At 73.5% G+C, this 23,731-nt stretch carries 14 protein-coding genes; 10 read left to right on the forward strand and 4 right to left on the reverse strand.

Going from position 1 to position 23,731, the window contains the following annotated elements:
* The first annotated feature begins 47 nt into the window (after positions 1-47).
* Together guaB and ABZ172_RS24350 are read left to right on the forward strand one after the other, a co-directional pair.
* Complete coding sequence (gene guaB, locus ABZ172_RS24345; RefSeq protein WP_356886372.1) at positions 48-1,550, forward strand: IMP dehydrogenase; 1,503 nt, start codon at positions 48-50, stop codon at positions 1,548-1,550.
* 104 nt (positions 1,551-1,654) lie between these two features.
* Positions 1,655-2,779, forward strand: a complete 1,125-nt coding sequence (locus ABZ172_RS24350; protein ID WP_356886374.1) for a GuaB3 family IMP dehydrogenase-related protein — start codon at positions 1,655-1,657, stop codon at positions 2,777-2,779.
* 73 nt (positions 2,780-2,852) lie between these two features.
* Here ABZ172_RS24350 and ABZ172_RS24355 read toward each other — a convergent pair whose 3' ends face one another.
* Positions 2,853-3,530, reverse strand: a complete 678-nt coding sequence (locus ABZ172_RS24355) for a hypothetical protein (protein WP_356886376.1) — start codon at positions 3,528-3,530, stop codon at positions 2,853-2,855.
* 117 nt (positions 3,531-3,647) lie between these two features.
* Positions 3,648-4,910 carry a nucleotide sugar dehydrogenase gene (locus ABZ172_RS24360; RefSeq protein WP_356886378.1) on the reverse strand — a complete coding sequence of 421 codons (1,263 nt, stop codon included), beginning with the start codon at positions 4,908-4,910 and terminating at the stop codon, positions 3,648-3,650.
* Positions 4,911-5,165: 255 nt separating this feature from the next.
* Here ABZ172_RS24360 and ABZ172_RS24365 point away from each other — a divergent pair, with 255 nt between their 5' ends.
* A complete protein-coding gene (locus ABZ172_RS24365; protein WP_356886380.1) occupies positions 5,166-6,872 on the forward strand; it encodes a glycerol-3-phosphate dehydrogenase/oxidase in 1,707 nt (568 codons plus the stop codon).
* Positions 6,873-6,876: 4 nt separating this feature from the next.
* Here ABZ172_RS24365 and ABZ172_RS24370 read toward each other — a convergent pair whose 3' ends face one another.
* Positions 6,877-7,998: a serine hydrolase domain-containing protein gene (locus tag ABZ172_RS24370; RefSeq protein WP_356886382.1), complete on the reverse strand. Its 1,122-nt coding sequence runs from the start codon at positions 7,996-7,998 to the stop codon at positions 6,877-6,879.
* A 119-nt stretch (positions 7,999-8,117) separates the two neighbouring features.
* Between ABZ172_RS24370 and ABZ172_RS24375 the strand changes: the two genes are divergently transcribed.
* The 6 genes from ABZ172_RS24375 to ABZ172_RS24400 all read left to right on the forward strand — a co-directional run bounded on the left by ABZ172_RS24375 (position 8,118) and on the right by ABZ172_RS24400 (position 21,045).
* Positions 8,118-10,163 carry a serine/threonine-protein kinase gene (locus ABZ172_RS24375; protein WP_356886384.1) on the forward strand — a complete coding sequence of 682 codons (2,046 nt, stop codon included), beginning with the start codon at positions 8,118-8,120 and terminating at the stop codon, positions 10,161-10,163.
* Positions 10,164-10,340: 177 nt separating this feature from the next.
* A complete protein-coding gene (locus tag ABZ172_RS24380) occupies positions 10,341-13,448 on the forward strand; it encodes a protein kinase (RefSeq protein WP_356886386.1) in 3,108 nt (1,035 codons plus the stop codon).
* A 117-nt stretch (positions 13,449-13,565) separates the two neighbouring features.
* Positions 13,566-15,215, forward strand: coding sequence for a protein kinase (locus ABZ172_RS24385; protein WP_356886388.1), 1,650 nt, complete (start codon positions 13,566-13,568; stop codon positions 15,213-15,215).
* Between the two features lie 186 nt (positions 15,216-15,401).
* A complete protein-coding gene (locus ABZ172_RS24390) occupies positions 15,402-17,039 on the forward strand; it encodes a succinic semialdehyde dehydrogenase (protein WP_356886390.1) in 1,638 nt (545 codons plus the stop codon).
* An 82-nt stretch (positions 17,040-17,121) separates the two neighbouring features.
* Positions 17,122-18,960, forward strand: coding sequence for a GMC family oxidoreductase (locus tag ABZ172_RS24395; RefSeq protein ID WP_356886392.1), 1,839 nt, complete (start codon positions 17,122-17,124; stop codon positions 18,958-18,960).
* 363 nt (positions 18,961-19,323) lie between these two features.
* On the forward strand, positions 19,324-21,045 hold the full coding sequence (locus ABZ172_RS24400) for a peptidase (RefSeq protein WP_356886394.1): 1,722 nt from the start codon (positions 19,324-19,326) through the stop codon (positions 21,043-21,045).
* Positions 21,046-21,494: 449 nt separating this feature from the next.
* On the opposite strand, the gene ABZ172_RS24405 is transcribed toward ABZ172_RS24400, so the two are convergent.
* Complete coding sequence (locus ABZ172_RS24405; RefSeq protein WP_356886396.1) at positions 21,495-21,797, reverse strand: chorismate mutase; 303 nt, start codon at positions 21,795-21,797, stop codon at positions 21,495-21,497.
* A 314-nt stretch (positions 21,798-22,111) separates the two neighbouring features.
* Here ABZ172_RS24405 and guaA point away from each other — a divergent pair, with 314 nt between their 5' ends.
* A complete protein-coding gene (guaA, locus tag ABZ172_RS24410; protein WP_356886398.1) occupies positions 22,112-23,698 on the forward strand; it encodes a glutamine-hydrolyzing GMP synthase in 1,587 nt (528 codons plus the stop codon).
* Positions 23,699-23,731 lie beyond the last annotated feature (33 nt).

Genomic DNA, 23,731 nt, shown 5'->3' on the forward strand with positions numbered 1-23,731 from the left:
GTTAGCATGGACATCCGCACCGATCAAGGCCATTTGGGGAAGGTGTCATGACTGCAAACGTCGACGGAGTGCCTGAGAAGTTCGCGACGCTCGGGCTGACATACGACGACGTGCTGCTGCTGCCGGGCGCGTCCGAGGTCCTGCCCAACGCGGTCGACACCTCGTCCCTCATCTCGCGCAACGTGCGGGTGAACATCCCCCTGCTGTCGGCCGCCATGGACAAGGTGACCGAGGCGCGGATGGCCATCGCCATGGCCCGTCAGGGCGGCGTCGGCGTGCTGCACCGCAACCTCTCCATCGAGGACCAGGTCAACCAGGTCGACCTGGTCAAGCGGTCCGAGTCGGGGATGGTCACCGACCCGATCACCGTGAACCCCGACGCCACGCTGGGCGAGGCGGACGCGCTCTGCGCGAAGTTCCGCATCAGCGGGGTGCCGGTCACCGACCCCGCGGGCAAGCTCCTCGGCATCGTGACCAACCGTGACATGGCCTTCGAGTCGGACCGGTCGCGCCAGGTGCGCGAGGTCATGACGCCGATGCCGCTCGTCACCGGACGCGTCGGCATCTCCGGCGTGGAGGCCATGGAGCTGCTGCGCCGCCACAAGATCGAGAAGCTGCCGCTGGTCGACGACGCGGGCGTCCTCAAGGGCCTCATCACGGTCAAGGACTTCAAGAAGGCCGAGCAGTACCCGAACGCCGCCAAGGACGCCGAAGGCCGTCTGCTCGTCGGCGCGGCCGTCGGAGCCAGCCCCGAGGCGCTGGACCGCGCGCAGGCGCTGGCGTCCGCCGGGGTCGACTTCCTGATCGTCGACACCTCGCACGGGCACAACCGCAACGCCCTCGACTGGATGGCGAAGATCAAGTCGAGCGTCGGCATCGACGTCATCGGCGGCAACGTCGCCACCCGCGACGGCGCCCAGGCGCTGGTCGACGCCGGTGTCGACGGGGTGAAGGTCGGCGTCGGCCCCGGCTCGATCTGCACCACCCGCGTGGTCGCCGGCATCGGTGTCCCGCAGGTCACCGCGATCTACGAGGCGGCCCTCGCGGCCCGCGCCGCGGGCGTCCCGGTGATCGGCGACGGCGGCCTCCAGTACTCCGGTGACATCGGCAAGGCGCTGTCCGCCGGAGCCGACAGCGTGATGCTGGGCAGCCTCCTGGCCGGCTGCGAGGAGTCCCCGGGTGAGCTGATGTTCATCAACGGCAAGCAGTTCAAGTCGTACCGCGGCATGGGCTCGCTGGGCGCCATGCAGTCCCGCGGCCAGGGGCGGTCGTACTCCAAGGACCGCTACTTCCAGGCCGAGGTCGCCTCGGACGACAAGCTCGTGCCCGAGGGCATCGAGGGGCAGGTGCCCTACCGCGGCCCGCTGGCCAACGTCCTGCACCAGCTCGTCGGCGGCCTCCGCCAGACCATGGGATACGTCGGCGCCGCGACCGTCGACGAGATGGAGAGCAAGGGCCGCTTCGTCCGGATCACCTCGGCGGGTCTCAAGGAGAGCCACCCGCACGACATCCAGATGACGGTGGAAGCACCGAACTACAGCAGGAAGTAAGGCATCAGCGCAGGTGAGGGGCGGACCGGTGTTCCCGGGACCGCCCCTCACGCGTGCGTCGGGGATACTGGTCAGCGCAGACGTAGAGGAAAGGCCACACCATCGTGACTGAGATCGAGATCGGGCGCGGCAAGCGCGGCCGCAGGGCTTACGCGTTCGACGACATCGCTGTCGTGCCGAGCCGGCGCACCCGTGACCCGAAGGAGGTCTCGATCGCCTGGCAGATCGACGCCTACCGTTTCGAGCTGCCGTTCCTGGCCGCGCCCATGGACTCGGTGGTCTCCCCGCAGACCGCCATCCGCATCGGTGAGCTGGGCGGCCTCGGTGTCCTCAACCTCGAAGGGCTGTGGACCCGGCACGCCGACCCGCAGGCCCTGCTCGACGAGATCGCCGAGATGCCCGTCGAGACCGCCACCCGGCGGCTCCAGGAGATCTACTCCGCCCCCATCCAGGAGGAGCTGATCGGACAGCGCATCAAGGAGGTGCGCGACTCCGGTGTCGTCACCGCCGCCGCGCTCTCCCCGCAGCGCACCGCGCAGTTCTCCAAGGCCGTCGTCGACGCGGGCGTGGACATCTTCGTCATCCGCGGCACGACGGTCTCCGCCGAGCACGTCTCCGGCGCCGCCGAACCGCTCAACCTGAAGCAGTTCATCTACGAGCTGGACGTCCCGGTGATCGTCGGCGGCTGCGCCACGTACACCGCCGCCCTGCACCTGATGCGCACCGGCGCCGCCGGTGTCCTCGTCGGCTTCGGCGGCGGCGCCGCGCACACCACGCGCAACGTCTTCGGCATCCAGGTCCCGATGGCGACCGCGGTCGCCGACGTGGCCGGTGCCCGCCGCGACTACATGGACGAGTCCGGCGGCCGGTACGTCCACGTCATCGCCGACGGCGGTGTCGGCTGGTCCGGCGACCTGCCCAAGGCCATCGCCTGCGGTGCGGACGCCGTGATGATGGGCTCCCCGCTCGCCCGCGCCACGGACTCCCCGGGCCGCGGCCGGCACTGGGGCATGGAGGCCGTCCACGAGGACGTGCCGCGCGGCAAGCTGGTCGACCTCGGCTCGGTCGGCACGACCGAGGAGGTCCTGACCGGCCCCTCGCACACCCCCGACGGCTCGATGAACATCTTCGGCGCGCTGCGCCGCGCGATGGCCACCACGGGCTACAGCGACCTCAAGGAGTTCCAGCGCGTCGAGGTGACGGTGGCGGACTCGCAGCACCGCCGCTGACCTCCCGCGCGCCACGCGCGACGGCCCGGACCTCGTCGAGGTCCGGGCCGTCGCGCGTGGGCCGGTCCGCCGGTTACGCGGCCTTCTTGGCGCCACCGAAGGCGGCGACCGGAGCCAGGAGCAGGAAGAGGTACGTCATGAAGTCGGACTCCCGCTTCCAGACGTCGAGGACGTCGCCGAAGTGGTCGAAGAAGACCTCGGAGAATCCGATGCCCAGCCCGTCCGCGAGGATCATCGACATGGCGACGAGCTGACCGAGGAAGACCGCGCCCAGGGCGAAGACGGCACTGGCCGCGCCGATCGCCGGGAGGGGCCCGCCGACCTTGCTCGCCGCGAAACCGACCAGGAAGCCGACGCCGATGGCCGCGTAGCCGACCTCGCGCTCGATGGAGCCGGCGATGACGCCGTACAGGATCGCCGCGACGACCGCGGTGCCGAAGGCGGTCAGGATGCCGAGGCCCACGTTGCCGCGCGGAGCGGGCGGGGCGGGCGGGAAGCCGCCGGCGAACTGGCCGGGCTGCTGGCCCGCGAAGGGGTTGCCCGTCGGCGCGCCCTGCTGCTGGCCCGCGAACGGGTTGCCCGTCGGGGCCCCCTGCTGCTGGCCGGCGTACGGGTTGCCCGTCGGCGCGCCCTGCTGACCGGCGTAGGGGTTGCCGGGCGCGGGCTGCTGATCCGCGTACGGGTTGCCGTCGGACGGCCGGCCGCCGTGGGGCTGCTGCGGCGGGTTGGGCGGCTGTACGGGCTGGCTCATCTGGATGTTCCCCCTGGAATGGTGCGCACGCGTGTGCGAGAAGTGACGCCGCAGGCTAGCAGCCCGCGCCGACACGGCCCACCGGAAATGTCCGGGGCCCGCGCGAGGGGGCGACCGCTACAGCCGGTGGGCGGCTCCCGCCGGGGTGGCCCCCCGGGTGTCCAGGAGGAGTTGGGCCTTCACCGCCAGTCCCTGGAGGTCGTAGGTGCGGTGATGCTGGAGGAGCACCGTCAGGTCGGCCCCGGCGGCGGCCTCGTAGAGCGAGTCGGCGCGCGGGACGGGCCGTTCGCGCACCCGCCAGTCCAGGACGTGCGGGTCGTGGTAGCGGATCTGAGCGCCCATGTCCATCAGCCGGGTGGCGATCTCGCGGGCGGGCGAGGACTCCTGGTCGGCGAGGTCGGGCTTGTACGTGACGCCGAGCAGCAGGACCCGGGCGCCGCGGACGGACTTGCCGTGCTCGTTCAGCAGGGTCGCGCAGCGCTGGATCACATAGCTGGGCATCCGGTCGTTGATCTCCTTGGCCAGCGAGACCATGCGCAGGGGGTGCCCGGGGGTGCGGCTGTCGTACGGGAAGCAGCCGGGGTCGACCGGGGCGCCGTGGCCGCCGACGCCGGGACCGGGGCGGAACGCCTCGAAGCCGAAGGGCTTGGTCTCGGCGCACCTGATGACGTCCCAGAGGTCGACGCCCAGGTCGTGGCAGAGCACCGCCATCTCGTTGACCAGCGCGATGTTGACGTGCCGGAAGTTGGTCTCCAGGACCTTCGTCATCTCCGCCTCGCGCGGCCCGCGGGCCCGGACGACCTTGTCGGTGAGCCGCCCGTAGAAGGCGGCGGCCGACTCGGTGCACGCCGGCGTGAGGCCGCCGATGACCTTCGGGGTGTTGCCGTACGTGTGCACGCGGTTGCCGGGGTCGAGACGGCCGGGGGAGTGGGCGAGGTGGAAGTCCCGGCCGGCGCGCAGCCCGGACCCCTCCTCCAGCAGCGGGCGTACGACGTTCTCGGTGGTGCCGGGCGGCACCGCGGACTCCACCAGGACGGTGGTGTGCGGGCGCAGCCGCGCCGCCAGGGCGCGGGCCGCGTCCGTCACGGCGCCGAGGTCGAGGGTGCGGTCCGGCCCGAGGGGCGTCGGGGCGCAGATCGCGGCGGTGCGGACACGGCCCAGCTCCACCGGGTCGGCGGTCGGCCGGAAACCTCGCGAGAGCATCCTGCGGATGTCGGACGCGCTGAGGGATCCCTCGACCGGCGTACGCCCCGCGGAGAGCTCGGCGAACGGCCGCGGGTCGGTGTCGTAGCCGACGGTGTGGATCCCCACCCCGACGGCTGCCTGGGCGAGGGGCAGGCCGAGGTGACCGAGTCCGATGACGGCGAGGTCTGCGGGCATGTGGGCCGTCCTTTCCCTAAGGCCAAGAGACAGAAAGTGCAACTGCTGTGGACAGCGCTATGTCAGACTAGGCGTAAATATGACCTATATGTCGCATTCTGTGACTCTTGTGAGGCGGGTGTTGTCCACAGGCAGTGGCTGAAGTCGTGGACCGCGGACAGAATCGAGGGGTGGGCACGGGCGCCCGGCCCCCCGGCCGGTCCCCGCACTCGTGCCGTACCACCCCCGATGCACCGGGATTACCGGGAGGCAGCAGTGAGGACAGCGACACTGGGACCCGCGGAGCGCACCGACGCGCTGAACGCGATGGCCGAGCGCGAATTGGACGTGCTGGTCGTGGGAGCGGGCGTGGTCGGCGCCGGGACCGTGCTGGACGCGGCCACCAGAGGGCTTTCCACCGGACTCGTCGAGGCGCGCGACTGGGCCTCCGGCACGTCCAGCCGGTCGAGCAAGCTGATCCACGGCGGGCTGCGCTATCTGGAGATGCTGGACTTCGCCCTCGTGCGCGAGGCGCTGAAGGAGCGCGGGCTGCTCCTGGAGCGGCTGGCGCCGCACCTGGTGAAGCCGGTGCCCTTCCTCTACCCCCTGCAGCACAAGGGCTGGGAGCGCCTGTACGCCGGCTCGGGCGTCGCCCTCTACGACGCGATGTCGGTGTCCTCCGGCCACGGCCGCGGACTGCCCGTCCACCGGCACCTCAGCCGCCGCCGCGCGCTGCGGGTCGCGCCGGCCCTGCGGAAGGACGCCCTGGTCGGGGCCCTCCAGTACTACGACGCCCAGATGGACGACGCGCGGTTCGTCGCGACCCTGGTGCGCACCGCCGCGAGCTACGGCGCACACGTGGCGAACGGCGCGCGGGTGACCGGCTTCCTGCGGGAGGGCGAGCGGGTCGTCGGCGCGCGGGTGCAGGACGTCGAGGGCGGCGCCGAGTACGAGATCCGCGCCAAGCAGGTGGTGAACGCCACCGGCGTCTGGACCGACGACACCCAGGCGCTCATCGGCGAGCGCGGGCAGTTCCACGTCCGGGCCTCCAAGGGCATCCACCTCGTCGTGCCCAAGGACCGCATCCACTCCTCCACCGGGCTCATCCTGCGGACCGAGAAGTCCGTGCTCTTCGTGATCCCGTGGGGCCGGCACTGGATCGTCGGCACCACCGACACCGACTGGGACCTGGACAAGGCCCACCCGGCGGCCTCCAGCGCCGACATCGATTACCTGCTCGAACGCGTGAACTCGGTGCTGAACACCCCGCTCGGCAGGGACGACGTCGAGGGCGTCTACGCGGGGCTCCGGCCCCTGCTGGCCGGCGAGTCGGACGCCACCAGCAAGCTCTCCCGCGAGCACACGGTGGCCCATCCGGCACCGGGGCTCGTCGTCGTGGCCGGCGGGAAGTACACCACGTACCGGGTGATGGCGAAGGACGCCGTCGACGAGGCGGTGCACGCGCTGGACCAGCGGGTGGCGGACTGCGTCACCGAGGACGTCCCGCTGCTGGGCGCCGAGGGCTACCGCGCCCTGTGGAACGCCCGCGCCAGGATCGCCGCCCGCACCGGGCTGCACGTCGTCCGGGTGGAGCACCTGCTCAACCGGTACGGCTCGGTGACCGAGGAGCTCCTGGAGCTGGTGAAGGGGGACTCCTCGCTCGGCGAACCGCTCACCGGCGCCGAGGACTACCTGCGCGCCGAGGTGGTCTACGCCGCCTCGCACGAAGGCGCCCGGCACCTCGACGACGTCCTCACCCGGCGCACCCGGATCTCCATCGAGACCTTCGACCGGGGCACCCGCTGCGCCCGCGAGTGCGCGGACCTGATGGCACCGGTGCTCGGCTGGGACACCGACCGGATCGAACGCGAGGTGGAGCACTACCGCAAGCGGGTGGAAGCGGAGCGCGAGTCCCAGCGCCAGCCGGACGATCTGACGGCCGACGCGGCACGGCTGGGGGCGCCGGACATCGTGCCGGGCTGATCCCTCAGCCGCCCTCGGAGCGGGCCGGCGGGCAGAACTCCGCCGCCAGCAGGCCCGCTTCGAGGTCCGTGCCGGGCCGCGCGTCGGCGTTCAGCCGGAAGGTGAGCACGTGCCGCCCGTCCCGGGTGGCCGCGGTCCGCGCGTAGCTGCCGGCGATGAGCCCGTTGTGGCCCCAGACGGTGGTGCCGCAGGGAAGCCGCTGCGGATAGATCCCCATCCCGTACGCACCGCCCGCCGTACGGGTGTCCAGGAGCACGGCGAGCTCGGCGGGCGCCAGCAGCCGGCCGCCCAGCAGCGCCGCGTAGAAGCGGTCCAGGTCCCTCAGCGTGGAGATCAGCTCCCCCGACGCGCCCGCGATCCGCGGGTCGACGGCCGTGACCTCCCGCAACCTCCCGTCCACGGGGGAGCGGTGGTAACCGCGGGAGTGCGGGGAGGGGAGGGCGGAGTCGGATCCCGGCAGCGAGGTGCCGGTCAGCCGGAGGGGGAGGAGGACGCGGTGCCGGATCTCCGCGGCGTACGGCCGTCCCGTGACGCGCTGGACGACCAGGCCGAGCAGGACGTAGTTGGTGTTGGAGTAGGCGTAGGAGCCGTACGCCGCCACCGGGGGGCGGGCCACCGCCGCGCGGACCGCGGCGGTCGGCGTGAGCGGCCCCGCCGACGGACCCGCGGTCCCCGTGAACACCGGGTCCGAGGCGGGCAGGGCCGCCGTGTAGTCGGACAGGCCGCTGGTGTGGGTCAGCAGTGCGCGCAGTGTGATGGCGGAGCCGTCGCGCCCCCGGCCGTGCACCAGACCCGGCAGGTGGTCCTCGACGCTGTCCTCCAGCCGGAGCGCGCCCTCCCGGGCGAGTTGGAGGACGACCACCGCGACAAACGTCTTGGTGATGCTGCCCGCCCGGAAGCGGTCGTCCGCCCCGATGCCGGCACCCGCGGACTCGTACCGTTCCACGCCCCCGGGTGCGCCCTCGTGCGCCAGGAGCGCCGCCGCGGGGGCCGGGCCCTCGACGACGAGCCTGGACAAGGAGGACGATGCGGCCGGGAGGTGTGGTTCGCTGGGCAGGTTCGCGGATCCCACCGTGAGCAGAGTCAGCACCAGCGGGGCGGCGAGCAGCGCCCTCAGTATCGGCATGGCAGGGGGTTCCTTCCTCCCGCCACATCATGGCCGACCCCGGACCCGGCACCATGACCGGTCCCGAGGTGAGGGACAATGAACGCTCTGCCAGGGCGGGTTGATCGCAGAGGGGACGCATGTCGGAGGCGCAGCAGTCGCGGGAGCCCCAACGGGACAAGGACGGACGCCTTCTCGCGGGGCGGTACCGCCTCGGGGAGGTGCTCGGCCGGGGCGGCATGGGCACGGTCTGGCGTGCAGCCGACGAGACGTTGGGGCGTACGGTCGCGGTCAAGGAACTCCGGTTCCCGTCGTCCATCGAGGACGACGAGAAGCGGCGCCTGATCACGCGGACCCTGCGTGAGGCGAAGGCGATCGCGAGGATCCGCAACACCAGTGCCGTGACGGTCTACGACGTGGTCGACGAGGACGACCGGCCGTGGATCGTCATGGAACTCATCGAGGGCAAGTCCCTCGCCGAGGTGATCCGCGAGGACGGCACCCTCACGCCGAGACGTGCCGCGGAGGTCGGCCTCGCCATCCTCGACGTGCTGCGCTCCGCGCACCGCGAGGGCATCCTGCACCGTGACGTGAAGCCGTCCAACGTGCTGATCTCCGAGGACGGCCGCGTCGTCCTGACGGACTTCGGCATCGCCCAGGTCGAGGGCGACCCCTCCGTCACCTCCACGGGCATGCTCGTCGGCGCCCCCTCCTACATCTCGCCCGAACGCGCCCGCGGCCACAAGCCGGGCCCGCCCGCCGACCTCTGGTCGCTCGGCGGACTGCTGTACGCGGCCGTCGAGGGCCGTCCCCCGTACGACAAGGGCTCGGCCATCGCCACCCTGACGGCGGTCATGACGGAGCCGGTCGAGACGCCCGTGCACGCGGGGCCGCTGGAGAAGGTCATCTACGGCCTGCTGGCCAGGGACCCCGACGAGCGGCTGGACGACGCCGGGGCGCGGGTCCTGCTCAACGCCGTGATCAACGCCCCGGAACACCCCGTACCGCCGCCGGCCGACTCCACCCAGGTCATGGCCCTGCCCTCGATCGGTGACACCGGGAGCGACCGGGGCGGCAGGAAGGGCCGCGACGACGGCAAGGGCGGTGGCAGGAAGGCCGCTGCCGCCGGAGCCGCGGCCGCCGCGGGCTCCGGCGGACCGGCGGGTGACGGCGCGGGCTCCGGGAGCGCGGGCCCCGCCGCCACCGCCGTGACCCCGTCCGCGGGCGTCGCCGGGATCGCCGAGAGCACCCGGGACCGGCTGCGCGACGCGCTGAAGTCCGTACGGAACGCCAAGTCCCCGGCGGGCGCCGCGCCCGCGGCCCCCTCGCACGCCCCGGGCACCCCGGCGGCCACGGCCGGGAAGGCCTCGACGGGACGGCCGGCAGCGACCCGTGCGTCGATCACCGACGTGGTGCCGCGCCGCACCCTGGCGATCATCGCCGGGGTCGTCGTGCTCGCCGTCCTCGGCACGGTCCTCGCGCTCACGCTAGGCGACGACACGGGCGACGGGGGCGGGACCGGAGGGGGCGGCACCGCCTCCTCCTCCGGCGCGACCACGGGGGACGACACCGGGACCGCCACCGGAGGCGGCTCGGGCAAGGAGGAGAGCACCGACGCCGGTGCGAAGGACGGCGGCAAGGACGGTCAGGGACAGGGCGGGGACGAGGCCTCCGGGGACCCGTCTCCCTCGAAGGAGCCCGACGAGCCCGGTGACGGCCCGGACGCGCTGCCCGAGGGGTACGAGAAGGTCGCCAACAAGCAGTTCCACTTCTCGATGGCGATGCCCGGGTCCTTCACATTCGACGCCATAGCCGGCCGGAACTCCGGTGCCATCTACAACGCCGACGGCGGTTTCCCGCGGGTCCAGGTCGACTACACCTCCTCCCCGAAGAACGACGCCGCAGCCGCCTGGTCCGGGGCGGTCGGGGCCACCAAGAGCCTCAGCAGCGGCTACCGGCACATCGGGATAAAGAAGGTCGAGTACAACGGCTACCCGACCGCCGCCGACTGGGAGTTCACCCGCGACCAGCAGGGCAAGCGCATCCGGGTCCTCAACCGGGGCTTCAAGGTCGACGCCGGCCACGGTTACTCGATCATGGTCAGCTGCGAGGCCGACGCATGGGACGGCGAGGAATGCCGGACGCTGCGCGAAACGGCCTTCGCCACGTTCGAGCCGACCGACTGAGGCGCGGGGCGGCCGGGTTGCCCCGACCCGGCCGCACCGCCGCGACTTGCCACGTATGGTGAGAGACCGAGAACCGTACACAGCTGGTACGACAGGTCAATTGCACGGCAAGTGACCGCAACTGACGGAATCACGCGGTCTCGGTGACCGGGGGACAGCGCGCTCTGGGGAGGCGTCGTGGACGACTACGCGGGTCGGGTGCTTGCCGACCGCTACCGCCTGCCGCTGCCCCCGTCCGACGCGTACGAACTCGCGGAGACGCGGGCCTTCGACACCTACAGCGGGCAGGAGGTCCTGGTCCGGCAGGTGCCGCTGCCCGAGGTCGTGGACGCCGAGGTGCTCGACGCCGACGGCCTGACCTCCGCCCGGCGCGCCACCGGACGCACGGTGCGGCGGTCCACGGACCCCGCGGTCCGGCGGGCGATCGAGGCCGCGCAGGCCGCCGCCCAGGTGCCCGACCATCCCCGGCTGGACCAGGTCTTCGACGTCTTCGCCGAGGCGGGATCGCTGTGGATAGTCAGCGAACTCGTCCCTGCACGGCCGCTCGCCGCGCTCCTCGCGGAGCGGCCGCTCAACCCCTACCGGGCCGCCGAGATCGGCTCCGACGTGCTCACGGCACTGCGGGTCCTGCACGCGCACGGCTGGACGCACCGCAACATCACGGTCCGCACGGTGCTGGTCTGCGACGACGGACGCGTCGTGCTGACCGGGCTCGCGGCGGGCGCGGCCGAGGAGGCGCTGTGCGGATACGTTCCGGCGCCGCAGCGGGACGAGGAGGACACCTACGGGCCCCCGGCGGTCGAATCCGGCCCCACCGGCCCGTACGAACCGCCGGCCGTCGAGCCCGGCCCGTACGGACCGCCGGCCGTCGACGCCGACCGGTACGAGCCCGACCGGTACGAGTCCGGCCGGTACCAGCCCGAGGCGGTGGAGCCCGGCCCGTACCGGCGGTCCGTCGCCGGGCCCGGCCCGCAGGAGCGGCCCGGCGCCGCACCGGGTCCCGCCGCCGCGGTGGATCCCCCCGCCGCACCGTGGCCCGCCGAGGCGCCGACGGAGGAGCACGGTCCCTCCCGGTGGCCGGCCGCGGAGCCCGGCGCCCACGGACCTCCGGCCGCCGCGTCCGCGCCGGAGGCGCTGCCCGCGCCCAGGGCGTCCACCGACGGGGTGCCGGCCCCCGCGCCCCGCACCGGGACCGACGCGGAGCGCCCCGCGCTGCCCGCGCCCGGGAGTGCCGCACAGGCGCGTGCCGCCCGTGCCGGGGCCATCGCGGCCTACCGTGCGGGAGCCCGTGCGGCGGCCCGCGCCGGTGAGGACCACCGGCACGTCGACCAGGAACGCGACGCCGCGTCCGCGACGGACGGACGGGAAGAGCCCGCCGCCCCGGCGGCTCCCGCCCCCGACCCGGGCCGCCCTCAGCTGCCCAGCGGCTGGGGCAGGCCGGGCGAGTCCCCGTATCCGTATCCGTACGGCACGGCGCCCGGCGCCGTGGACGACACGGCGGACGACGACGAAGAGGACGACGACAGCGACGACGCCGACGGCCCGTACGGCGGCCCTGACGGCCCGTACGGCGGTTCCGGCGGCCGGGGTCCGGGCGGCGCGGGTCCGGACGGCCGCGGCCCCGGCGGTCCGGTGCCTCCCGGCCGGCGGGTCCATCTCGCAGGCACCTGGAGCGACGGTCCCGGCTCCGGCCGTCCCGTGCCCGCGGGCGGCTCCGGAGGACGGGGCGGCTCCGGCGAGGACGCGCTGCGCGCCGACGCCCGCCGCCCGGGCGGCAGTCACGTCGCGCGCCGGGACGGGTTGCCGGAGCCGGTGCCCGCCCGGGCGGCCGCCGGCGGCTGGGGCGAGGTCGTCGCCGGGGGCGGCGCCGCCCCCGCCTACCGGGGCCCGGCCACCCCGCTCGCCGCCGAGCGCGCCCGGCAGGCCCGCATCGCCGTCGTCGGGGCGGTCACCGAGCGCTGGGCGCCCGAGCAGGCCGGGCCCGTCCACGACAACTGGCGCCTCGCCCCGCCCATCGGCCCCTCCACCGACCTCTGGGCGCTCGGCGCGCTGCTCTACCGCGCGGTGCAGGGCCACGCCCCGTACCCGGAGGAGAACGCCGCCGAGCTCGTCCAGATGGTCTGCGGTGAACCGCCCGCCTTCGCCGAGGAGTGCGGACCGCTGCGGCCCGTCGTCGAGTCGCTGCTGCGCCAGGACCCCACGGAGCGGCCGGACTTCGAGGAGCTGCGCGGCTGGCTGCGCTCCCTCGTGCGCTCGGCCCCCGAGCCCGAGGCCGGCATCGACATCGTCACGATGCCGCCGGCCGACGCCACCCGTCTGCCGATCGTGCGCCGCCGGGGCGAGCTGGTGCGCCGCCGCTGGGGACGCGGCGGCGCGGCCCACGGCCGGCACCGCCAGGGGCGGTCACGGCGCCGCGGGACACCACAGGCCCACGAGCAGCAGGCCTTCGGGCAGCAGGGCTACGAGCAGCAGGTGTACGAGCAGCCGCAGGCGTACGAGAAGCCGTCCCGGCCGCCCCGGGAGCCCAAGGGGCCCAAGGTGCTGCGGCAGCCGCCGCCCGGCGGCCGGGCGCCGCGACGGCTCGGGCGCCTGCTGCTGGTCCTGATCCTGCTCGCGATGGCCGCGGCCGTCGCCTACGCCGTGCTGTTCATGCCCAAGGAGGGCGAGGGCACGGGGGCGGCGCCCTCCGACTCCGTCGCACCCGCGGACCCCGGCAGCGGCCCGTCCGCCTCCTCCGGGGACGCGCCGCCGGAGGGTTCCGCACCGTCGAAGGGGTCCTCGGCGTCGTCCGGTTCGCAGCAGCCGCAGACCAGCCGCTCCGCCGTCGCCCTGGCGTCCGGCTACGCCCTGCGCAAGGACGCCGAGGGGTTCGAGATCGGCGTGCCGAAGGACTGGCAGCGCAGCCCGGCCAACGCGGACCGTCAGGTCCGGTACGGCAGCGACGGGTTCAGTGTGCTGATCGTGCCCGGCCGGGACACCGTCAAGGCCAACGGCGACGACCCGCTGGACTACCAGCGGACCGCGGAGCCCGAGCTGCGGCCCTTCCGCGAGTCCAGCTGGGCCACCTCCACCGGTCTGCGACGCGTCGACGTCGGCCGACAGGCCATGGCGGAGGGGCAGTTCACCTGGCAGGAGAGCAGCGGCCGTCAGGTGTACGTCCGCAACCTGGTCCTGATCGTGGACGGCCGGTACCACGTCGTGCAGGTCATCGGCCCGGAGAACGAGCGGGACAAGGTCGCCGAGATCTACGGGCAGGCCATCTCCTCCTACCGCGCCGGGTCCTGACCCGTCGACAGCGGAACGCGACAAGCATCACAGTGCGGTCTCGTGAGCGGTGCGAGGTTCCGTGGCACCGCCTCCCCTCCGTACCCTGTCGTCCCAAGGAACGGGGCGGGGACACACGTGGAACACGCACAGGGCACGGACGCGGAGATCGTACTGGCCGGACGGTACCGCCTGGGTGACGTCCTGGGCCGCGGCGGCATGGGCAAGGTGTGGCGCGCTCACGACGAGGTGCTCCACCGGACCGTGGCCGTCAAGGAACTGACCGCCGGGCTGTACGCCTCCGAGTCCGACCGCGCCGTCCTGCACGCCCGGACGCAGAAGGAGGCGCGCGCGGCGGCCCGGATCACGCACCCGGGCGTCGTCACGGTCCACGACGTCATCGAGTACGACCACCGCCCCTGGATCGTCATGCAGTACGTCGACGGGCCCTCGCTCGCCGACGCGGCGAAGGAGTCCGGCGAGGTCGAGCCGCGCGAGGCGGCCAGGATCGGGCTGCACGTGCTGAGCGCCCTGCGGGCCGCCCACGGCGCGGGGGTCCTGCACCGGGACGTGAAACCGGCCAACGTCCTGCTCGCCCGGGACGGACAGGTCCTGCTGACCGACTTCGGGATCGCCGCCATCGAGGGCGACTCCACCATCACCCGGACGGGCGAGCTGGTCGGTTCCATCGACTACCTGGCACCCGAGCGGGTGCGCGGCGGCGACCCGGGGCCCGCGTCCGACCTCTGGTCGCTGGGCGCCACGCTCTACGCGGCGGTCGAGGGGAACTCGCCGTTCCGCCGCACGTCGCCCATCTCCACCATGCAGGCCGTGGTCGGGGAGGAACCGCCCCCGCCGGCGCGCGGGGGTGCGCTGACGCCGGTGATCACCGCGCTGCTGCGCAAGGACCCCGCGGAGCGCCCGACCGCCGAGCAGGCGGAGCGCATGCTGCTGGACGCGATGGAGGGGCGCAGACCGCGCGCCGCACAGGCGCACGTGCCGACGCAGCGGCTCTCCGGGGACGATCTGCGGCCCGTCCCCACGCCGGAGGGCTCCACCGAGCGCCTCCCGAGGTCGGGAGCCCAGGCCCCGGAGCCGTCGGCCCCGTACACCGCGGCGTCCCCCGCCCGGGCCGGTGCGGGCCGCTGGCGCACCGTCCTGGTGGTCGTCGCCGCGGCCGCGGTGCTCGGCGGGGCGGCCGGCCTCGTCGCGATGAAGGCGCAGGACCGGGACGGGGGCACCGCGGGCGGCGGGGGGCGGAGCAGCGCCGCACCGGGCCCCTCCGCCACCGACGGGCAGACCGGGGGAGACGCCCCGGTGAAGGACATCCCCGACGGATGGAAGAGGGTCACCGACCCCGAGGGCTTCAGCCTCGCCGTCCCGGAGGGCTGGGAGCGCAGCACGGACAAGGGCCAGATCGACTACACCCCGGACGAGGGCGCGCACCGTGTCCGCATCAGCCTCGACCCCGATCCGGACTTCGGCACCTCCTACGCGCACATGCGCAGCATCGAGAAGGACCTGTCCGTGCGCCTGCCCGCGTACGCACGGCTGACGCTGGAGGAGAACGTCTTCCGGGACCGTCCCGGCTCCCGCTGGGAGTTCACCTGGGTCGAGTCCAAGGACCACCCGGGACCGCGCCACGGCATCGACCAGATGTACTTCGCGGAGACGGGCGGACCGGAGTACGCCCTCTACATGACCGGTCCCGAGGAGGACCGGGAGGAGAGCCGGAAGACCTTCGAGACGATGCTGCGCAGCTGGGAACCGCCCGAGCGGACCGGCTGACGGCCGAACCTTCACGTCCGGCGGCCCGGGATCCGCCGAGCGGCGGTGTATCGCTCCTGATCAGCGGTTATGCCGCCAGTGATCACTGGCTGAATGAAGGGACTCCGCAGGCGTCTCCCGCAGGGTCTGTGAAAACCTGTTACCCACGGGTACCCAAAGTGGGCGGGTGGACATACTCTCGCCCTCATGACGGACTCGCAGGCCTCCACGACCACGCCCGCCGCCTCCGGCAGCCGCGTCGGCACCAATCCGGTGGCCGCCGCCCCGGCGCACGCGCGCACCGCCGCCGACGTGGTCACCCCCGAGGTGATCGCCCGGCTGACCCGTGACGTCGTCGGCTCCGGCCGCACGGCCAACCACAGCCCCTTCACCGGGGAGAGGCTCGCCGAGCTGCCCGAGTCCACGCCCGAGGACGTCGCCACGGCCTTCGACCGTGCCCGTGCGGCCCAGCCCGCGTGGGCCGCCACGCCGGTGCGCGCCAGGGCCGCCGTGCTGCTGCGCTTCCACGACCTGGTCCTGCGGCGTCAGTCCGAGGTCCTCGACCTCATCCAGCTGGAGACCGGCAAGGCCCGGCTGCACGCCCACGAGGAGGTGCAGGCCGTCGCCGTCGCCGCCCGGCACTACGGGCGCACGGCCGCCTCGTACCTCAAGGCCAAGCGCCACACCGGCGTCGTCCCGACCCTCACCAAGGTCACCGAACTCCGCCAGCCGCGCGGGGTCGTCGGCCAGATCGCCCCCTGGAACTACCCGCTCGAACTGTCCGTCGGCGACGCGCTGCCGGCCTTCGTCTCCGGCAACGCCGTCGTGATGAAGCCCGACACGGAGACCGCGCTGACCGCCCTGTGGGCACGCGACCTGCTGATCGAGGCCGGGCTGCCCGCCGAGGTGTTCCAGGTCGTCATCGGCGAGGGCCCCGTCGTGGGCCCCGAGGTCGTCAGCCGTGCCGACTACGTCTCCTTCACCGGCTCCACCCGCACCGGCCGGGAGGTCGCCCAGGGCGCCGCCGCCCGGCTCGTCGGCGTGTCCCTCGAACTCGGCGGCAAGAACGCCATGCTGGTGCTGGAGGACGCCGACGTGGAGAAGGCCGCCGCGGGCGCCGTCCGCGCCTGCTTCTCCTCCGCCGGACAGCTCTGCATCTCCATCGAGCGGCTCTACGTCCACGAGTCGGTCGCCGACGCCTTCGTGGAGCGCTTCGCCGCCCGTACGAAGGCCATGCGGCTCGGCAACTCCCTCGCCTACGGCGCCGACATGGGCTCCCTCGTCGGCGAACGGCAGCTGGAGACCGTCAGCCGGCACGTGGCGGAAGCCGTGGAGAAGGGCGCCACGCTCGTCGCGGGCGGTGTCGCCCGCCCCGACATCGGCCCCCTCTTCTACGAGCCGACGATCCTCGACGGCGTGGAGGCACCCATGGCGGTGTGCGGTGAGGAGACCTTCGGGCCCGTCGTCTCCGTCTACCGCTTCCGTGACGACGCCGAGGCCGTCGCCCTCGCCAACGCCACGCCGTACGGCCTCAACTCCAGTGTCTGGACCAGGAGCAGCGGGCGCGGGCACAGCGTCGCCGCGCGGCTGCGGACCGGCACGGTCAACATCAACGAGGGCTACGCACCCGCGTACGGCAGCGTCCAGTCGCCCATGGGCGGCATGAAGGACTCCGGTCTCGGCCGGCGCCACGGCTCCGAGGGCATCCTGAAGTACACCGAGGCCCAGACGGTGGCACAGCAGCGGCTGATGCCCCTCGCCCCGGCGTTCGGGATGGACGACGAGAAGTACGCGGCCTTCATGAGCCGCAGCCTCGCGGTGATGAAGGCACTCCGGCTGCGCTGACACCGCCCCGGCCCCTTCCGCTCCGTCCCTGCTCCGCGCCCCACCCACCCACCCGTCCGTCCTTTCCGCACCGAGGAGAGCCATGTCCCAGGACAGCCATGCCCAGAACCAGGCCGGTCCGGCCGCTCCGGCGGCGGACGACGACGCGTACGACTACGACGTCCTCGTCGTCGGCTCGGGCTTCGGCGGCGCGGTCTCGGCCCTGCGGCTCAGCGAGAAGGGGTACCGGGTCGGCGTCCTGGAGGCGGGCCGCCGCTTCACGCCCGCGACGCTGCCCAAGAACTCCTGGGACGTCAAGAACTACCTCTGGGCCCCGGCGCTCGGCCTGTTCGGCATCCAGCGGGTGCACCTGCTCGGCAAGGTGATGGTGCTGGCCGGCGCGGGCGTCGGCGGAGGCTCCCTCAACTACGCCAACACCCTGTACGTGCCGCCCGCCCCCTTCTTCGAGGACCGCCAGTGGTCCGGCATCACCGACTGGAAGGCCGAGCTGGCGCCGTACTACGACCAGGCGAAGCGGATGCTCGGGGTGCGGCTGAACCCGACCGTGACCCCGGCGGACGTGCACCTGAAGGCCGTGGCCGAGACCATGGGCGTCGGCGACACCTTCCACCTGGCCCCGGTCGGGGTCTTCTTCGGGGACGGCCAGGACGCCGACGGCACCGCCCGCGCGAAGCCCGGGGGAGAGACGGCCGACCCCTACTTCGGGGGCGCGGGCCCGGCGCGCAAGGCCTGCTCCCAGTGCGGTGAATGCATGACGGGCTGCCGCCACGGCGCGAAGAACACCCTCAACGAGAACTACCTCTACCTGGCGGAGAAGGCCGGCGCCGTCATCCACCCGATGACGTCCGTCGTCGCCGTCACCGACGGCCCGGACGGCGGCCACCGCGTCTCGACGGTTCCCACGCACCGGCGCCGCAAGGCCGCACCGACCGTGCTGCGGTCCCGGTACGTCGTCGTCGCGGCCGGGACCTACGGCACCCAGACCCTGCTGCACACCATGAAGGACGAGGGGCTGCTGCCCCGGCTCTCGGCCCGGCTCGGCGAGCTGACCCGGACCAACTCCGAGGGCCTGGTGGGGGCGCAGACCAGCGACCGCCGCTACCGCAGGAAGCACGGCACCGCGAAGGCCGACTTCACCCGGGGCGTCGCCATCACCTCGTCGATCCACCCGGACGCGAACACCCACATCGAGCCCGTGCGGTACGGCAAGGGCTCCAACGCCATGGGCGCGCTGACCATCCTCCAGGTGCCCTACAGCACCCACCGGGTCCTGGGCTGGTTCGGCAACGCGGCCCGGCACCCGTGGCTCCTCATGCGGTCGCTGTCCAACCGGCGCTGGTCGGAGCGGACCATCATCGGCCTCGTCATGCAGTCGCTGGACAACTCGCTGACCGCGTACCGCAAGCCCGGCGGTGTCGGAAAGGGCCTGCTCACCGCCCGGCAGGGCCACGGCTCGCCCAACCCGACGCAGATCGCCGAGGCCACCCAGGGCGCGACGCTGCTCGCCCAGGAGATCAACGGCTTCGCCGGATCGAACGTCGGGGAGCTGATGGGCACCCCGCTGACCGCGCACTTCCTCGGCGGCTGCCCGATCGGCGCGAGCCCGCAGGAGGGCGTCATCGACCCCTACCACCGGCTGTACGGGCACCCCGGGATCTCCGTGGTCGACGGCTCCGCCGTCTCGGCCAACCTCGGGGTCAATCCCTCGCTGACCATCACCGCGCAGGCCGAGCGCGCGATGTCCTTCTGGCCCAACAAGGGCGAGGCCGACCCGCGCCCGGCGCAGGGCGCCGCCTACGAACGGCTCGCCGCGGTCGAACCGCAGGCGCCCGCCGTGCCGGAGGAGGCCTTCGGCGCGCTGAAGCTGCCGTTCCTGGGGATGCCCGCGGTCCCGCCGAGGACCGCCGCCGAGGAGGTCTGAACAGGTGAACGCCGAGGGGCCGCACTCCGGGTGCGGCCCCTCGGCGTACGTCCCGGGGCGGGGATGCTGCCGCACCCCCGGGACTTCGCACCGCCGTCGCCCCCCTGCGCCGACGCCGGGGGAACGGAACCGGCGGCCGCGTCCCGGCAGCAGGGGCCGGTGCCGAGGTCCTTGCCGAGGTCTCCGCGGAGGCCCATGCCGGGTCTTCACCGTGCCCCCGCCGAGTCTGGGCCCCGGCGGGGGCGTGCTCCTTTCGTGATCTTGTCCGGCGCAACTCTCGGCGCCGTGCGGCGGTCGAACCCGTACCGAGTCACAGCAGTCACAGCAGTCACACAGCTATGCCGATCCCCCACGAGGTTCGCGATGACACGCCTTTCCCCCCGAGCAGTGCTGCGCCGCGCGGCAGGAGGTCTCGCCGCCGCCGGGCTGCTCGCCGCCGGCTCGCTCGCCGTCGGCACCCCGGCGCGGGCGGACGCCCCTGCTTTCACCCTCGGCGGCCCCGCCGAGACCGCGGTGCACCCCCGTCCGGAGAGCGGGAACCCCCAGCGGTCCTCGCTCGGGCTCACCGTCCGCCACCCGGGCCCGGACGGCACGGACTACCGGGGCGAGGTGACCTACACCCTCGACCTCGCCGGCATCGAGGGCGTGGCCGAGCTCCTTCCGGCCGAGGACACCGGATCGGACTGCGAGATCAGCGGGGACACGGCGGTCTGCCACGACTACGGCGTCCACGCCGGCTTCAGCTCCGTCGCCGACTTCGACCTGGTCGCCGCCGAGGGCAGCGAGGACGGCGCCTCCGGCACCATCGAGGTGACCGGTTCGGCGGACGGCGCCACCTTCACCCCCTTCTCGACGCGGGTGACCGTCGGCGGCCCCGACCTGGTCATGGAGCCGCTCCCCTTCGAGCACCGGCTCCGCCCGGGCGACGTGCAGCTCGCACCGATCACGTTCACCAACCGGGGCACCAGGGCCGCCGACGGCGTCCTGCTGACCCTGAGGTACTCGCGCGGCCTGGAGATCCCCGAGCGGTACGCCAACTGCGCGTACGACGACGAGGCCGGGGAGGAGCCGTTCGAGGGCTTCGTCTGGGCCACCGCCCTGTGCTCGGTGCCGGGCTCCTTCGAGCCGGGCGCCACCTACACGCTGGCGGAGCCGCTGTCGGTCGTTGCCACCGAGCGCGCCTACTACGACACCTTCATCCACCGGATCGACGAGGACAGCGCCGCACAGCGCTCCGCCCGGCGCGCGGGGGCGCCCTTCACCCGCGGCACGGGACCCGAACTGACCGTGCGGAGGACCGGCTCCTCCGCCCGGAGCGCGGACCTCGACCCCTGGGACAACCAGCAGGAGGCCGACTTCCGTACGGAGAACACCGCGAACTTCGTCGCGGTGGGCGGCAGGACCGGCGGCGCCGTGGGCGAGACCGTCACCGCGGACCTCGGCTTCCGCAACGACGGACCCGCGTGGATCGGCTACATCCGGTCCGGTGAGCCCGTCGCCACCTTCGACTTCACCGTCCCCGAGGGCGCCGAGGTCACCGCCCGGCCGGACTCCTGCCAGGGGGTGACGGCGAAGGGCACGTACCGCGAGGACCAGCACGCCGCACCCCGCTACGTCTGCGACACGTCGATGGCCGTCCGCGACGGTGCCGAGACCCGGTACCGGTTCGAGCTGAAGATCACCGAGGTGGTCCCCGGAGCCCGGGGCGCCGTCCGGATCCGCAACACCTGGCTGAGCGACCCCGCTCTGCCCTTCGACCCGGAGCCGGCGGACAACACCGCGTATCTCGTGCTGGGCGGCGGGGACTCCGGCGCCGGGAACTCCGGTGGCACCTCGGAGGGTGCCGCCGCGGGCGGTTCCACGCAGGACCCGGACGGTGACGGCGACGAGCAGCCCACGGGGACCGCGGGTGCAGCGGCCGGCCCGGGGACCACCGGCACGTCCGGTTCCGCCACGTCGTACACGGGCGGCGGCCTCGCGTCCACCGGCACCGCCGCCCTCACGACCGGCGCCGTCGCGGCCGTCGCCGTGGCCGCCGGAACGGTGCTCCTCGCGGCGACCCGGCCCCGCGCTCAGCGCCGCTGAGGCCGGTGGCGGCCGTGCTGCCCGCAACGTTCGCGGTGTCTGCGGTGTCTGCGGTGTCTGCGGCGGTCACGGTGTCCGCCGTGGCCCCGGGCTTGGGAGGCGGCCGCGGGCCGGTGCCGTCCGGTCCGGGGTGCCTCCGGCGCCGTACGCACGGGTGACCGGACGGCTGTCCCGTGCCGTCCGGTCACCCGCGCCGGGGCGTGGTCCCACGACGCACCTCAGGCACGTCACACGTCCCCGCGGAGCCGGGCGCGGCCTCCTGCCGATACCGCCGCCCGGCACGGACACCCGGACCGACGAAGCGGGCCGGAGCCCGGTCACGCGCCGTACGGGTGAGGAGCGCCGGAGGCCGGTGCGGCCGTACGGCCCGGCAGAAAGGCCCACCGCACCGCACCGCCCCGCCGGGCCCGGCCGCCTCCGCGCACCCGCACCCCGCCCCTCGGTGCACGTCACACCCGGCCGCGGCTCAGCTCCAGCAGCGTCATGGCGAGGGCGGTGCCCGGCTTGCCCAGGGCGTCGCTGTAGTGGCCGAGGACGTCCATCTCCCGGGAGAGGTTCACCCGGCGTCCGCCGGACGTGATCCTCGCCTCCTGGATCACCGCCGAGACGGCCATCCGTTCCTGGACGAGACCGATGATCCGGTCGTCCAGCGCGTCGATGCGCGACCGGGCGTCCCCGATCAGGGACGCGGCCTCGGCGGAGTGCGCGCCGGTGCGCTCGGCGGCCGACTGGGTGGGTGCGGTGCTGGTCATCTGTGACTCCCGGTGGGCTGAGGACCCCGGAGCGACTGGACCGGAACGCCAGAACGCCCCGGGCCTGTCGGCCCGGGGCGCCTGGAACGTTGCTTGTCAGATGCTCAAGCAGCACGACCGTGGCAGCCGGCGGGCCGGGTGCCATAGGTAAAGACGAAGATCGTGTGCTGACGCATGGGCCCAGTATGGCCCCCGCCCCGGGCCCGGGTCCACGTGGGGCCCGGATGGTGAGACGGGAGCCCGGCGGGGCGATGTCCCACGGCCGGTAGAATCGGGAGGACCGACCCCCTCTCCACCGCCGGAAGGCCGCCCCCGTGCCAGCAGCACCCCCCGCCGCCCCCGACACCACGACGGACGTCGTCCTGGTCGTCGACTTCGGCGCGCAGTACGCCCAGCTCATCGCCCGTCGGGTCCGCGAGGCCCGGGTCTACAGCGAGATCGTCCCGTCCACCATGCCGGTGGCCGAGATGCTGGCCAGGAACCCCCGGGCGATCATCCTGTCCGGCGGCCCGTCCTCGGTGTACGCGGAGGGCGCGCCCCGCCTCGACCGCTCGCTCTTCGAGGCCGGGGTCCCGGTCTTCGGCATGTGCTACGGCTTCCAGCTGATGGCGACCGTCCTCGGCGGCACGGTCGACGACAACGGCGCGCGCGAGTACGGCCGCACCTCCCTCGCCGTCTCCAAGGCGGGCTCCACCCTCTTCGAGGGCACGCCCTCCGAGCAGTCGGTCTGGATGTCGCACGGCGACGCCTGCTCCGCCGCCCCCGAGGGCTTCACCGTGACCGCGTCCACCGATGTCGTCCCGGTCGCCGCCTTCGAGAACGACGAGAAGAAGCTCTACGGCGTCCAGTACCACCCGGAGGTCCTGCACTCGACCTACGGACAGCAGGTCCTGGAGCACTTCCTCTACCGCGGCGCGGGCATCGAGCCCACCTGGACGACCACCAACGTCGTCGAGGAGCAGATCGCCCTGATCCGCGAGCAGGTCGGTGACAAGCGCGCCATCTGCGGCCTTTCCGGCGGCGTGGACTCCGCGGTCGCCGCGGCCCTCGTGCAGAAGGCCATCGGCTCCCAGCTCACCTGCGTCTACGTCGACCACGGGCTGATGCGCAAGGGCGAGACCGAGCAGGTCGAGAAGGACTTCGTCGCCGCGACCGGCGCGAAGCTCAAGGTCGTCGACGCGGAGAAGCGCTTCCTCGACGCCCTGGCCGGGGTGTCCGACCCGGAGCAGAAGCGGAAGATCATCGGCCGCGAGTTCATCCGCGTCTTCGAGCAGGCCCAGCTGGAGATCCTCCAGGAGGACGGGCCCGAGGTCGCCTTCCTCGTCCAGGGCACCCTGTACCCGGACGTCGTCGAGTCCGGCGGCGGCACCGGCACCGCCAACATCAAGTCCCACCACAACGTCGGCGGGCTCCCCGACGACATCGAGTTCCAGCTCGTCGAGCCGCTGCGCCAGCTGTTCAAGGACGAGGTCCGGATGGTCGGCCAGGAGCTCGGCCTGCCGGAGGAGATCGTCCAGCGCCAGCCGTTCCCCGGCCCCGGCCTCGGCATCCGCATCGTCGGCGACGTCACCAAGGAGCGGCTCGACCTGCTGCGCGAGGCCGACGCCATCGCCCGCGAGGAGCTGACCGCCGCCGGCCTGGACCGCGACATCTGGCAGTGCCCCGTGGTCCTGCTCGCGGACGTCCGCAGCGTCGGCGTCCAGGGCGACGGCCGCACCTACGGCCACCCGATCGTGCTGCGCCCGGTCTCCTCCGAGGACGCCATGACGGCCGACTGGTCGCGGCTGCCCTACGAGACGCTGGCGAAGATCTCGACCCGCATCACCAACGAGGTCGCCGACGTCAACCGTGTGGTGCTCGACGTGACGAGCAAGCCGCCGGGGACCATCGAGTGGGAGTGACCCTCCCCGCAGGAACCGGCCGATGCCGCCGCC

The sequence above is a fragment of the Streptomyces sp. NPDC006296 genome, from assembly GCF_040613235.1.
Classification (GTDB): domain Bacteria; phylum Actinomycetota; class Actinomycetes; order Streptomycetales; family Streptomycetaceae; genus Streptomyces.

What these genes read in the sequence shown, in the direction of transcription:
- ABZ172_RS24405 (WP_356886396.1), bottom strand. Translation starts at nt 21,797, where the DNA reads ATGACCAGCACCGCACCCACCCAGTCGGCCGCCGAGCGCACCGGCGCG.
- ABZ172_RS24400 (WP_356886394.1), top strand. Translation starts at nt 19,324, where the DNA reads ATGACACGCCTTTCCCCCCGAGCAGTGCTGCGCCGCGCGGCAGGAGGT.
- ABZ172_RS24370 (WP_356886382.1), bottom strand. Translation starts at nt 7,998, where the DNA reads ATGCCGATACTGAGGGCGCTGCTCGCCGCCCCGCTGGTGCTGACTCTG.
- ABZ172_RS24360 (WP_356886378.1), bottom strand. Translation starts at nt 4,910, where the DNA reads ATGCCCGCAGACCTCGCCGTCATCGGACTCGGTCACCTCGGCCTGCCC.
- ABZ172_RS24355 (WP_356886376.1), bottom strand. Translation starts at nt 3,530, where the DNA reads ATGAGCCAGCCCGTACAGCCGCCCAACCCGCCGCAGCAGCCCCACGGC.
- ABZ172_RS24390 (WP_356886390.1), top strand. Translation starts at nt 15,402, where the DNA reads ATGACGGACTCGCAGGCCTCCACGACCACGCCCGCCGCCTCCGGCAGC.
- ABZ172_RS24395 (WP_356886392.1), top strand. Translation starts at nt 17,122, where the DNA reads ATGTCCCAGGACAGCCATGCCCAGAACCAGGCCGGTCCGGCCGCTCCG.
- ABZ172_RS24375 (WP_356886384.1), top strand. Translation starts at nt 8,118, where the DNA reads ATGTCGGAGGCGCAGCAGTCGCGGGAGCCCCAACGGGACAAGGACGGA.
- guaB (WP_356886372.1), top strand. Translation starts at nt 48, where the DNA reads ATGACTGCAAACGTCGACGGAGTGCCTGAGAAGTTCGCGACGCTCGGG.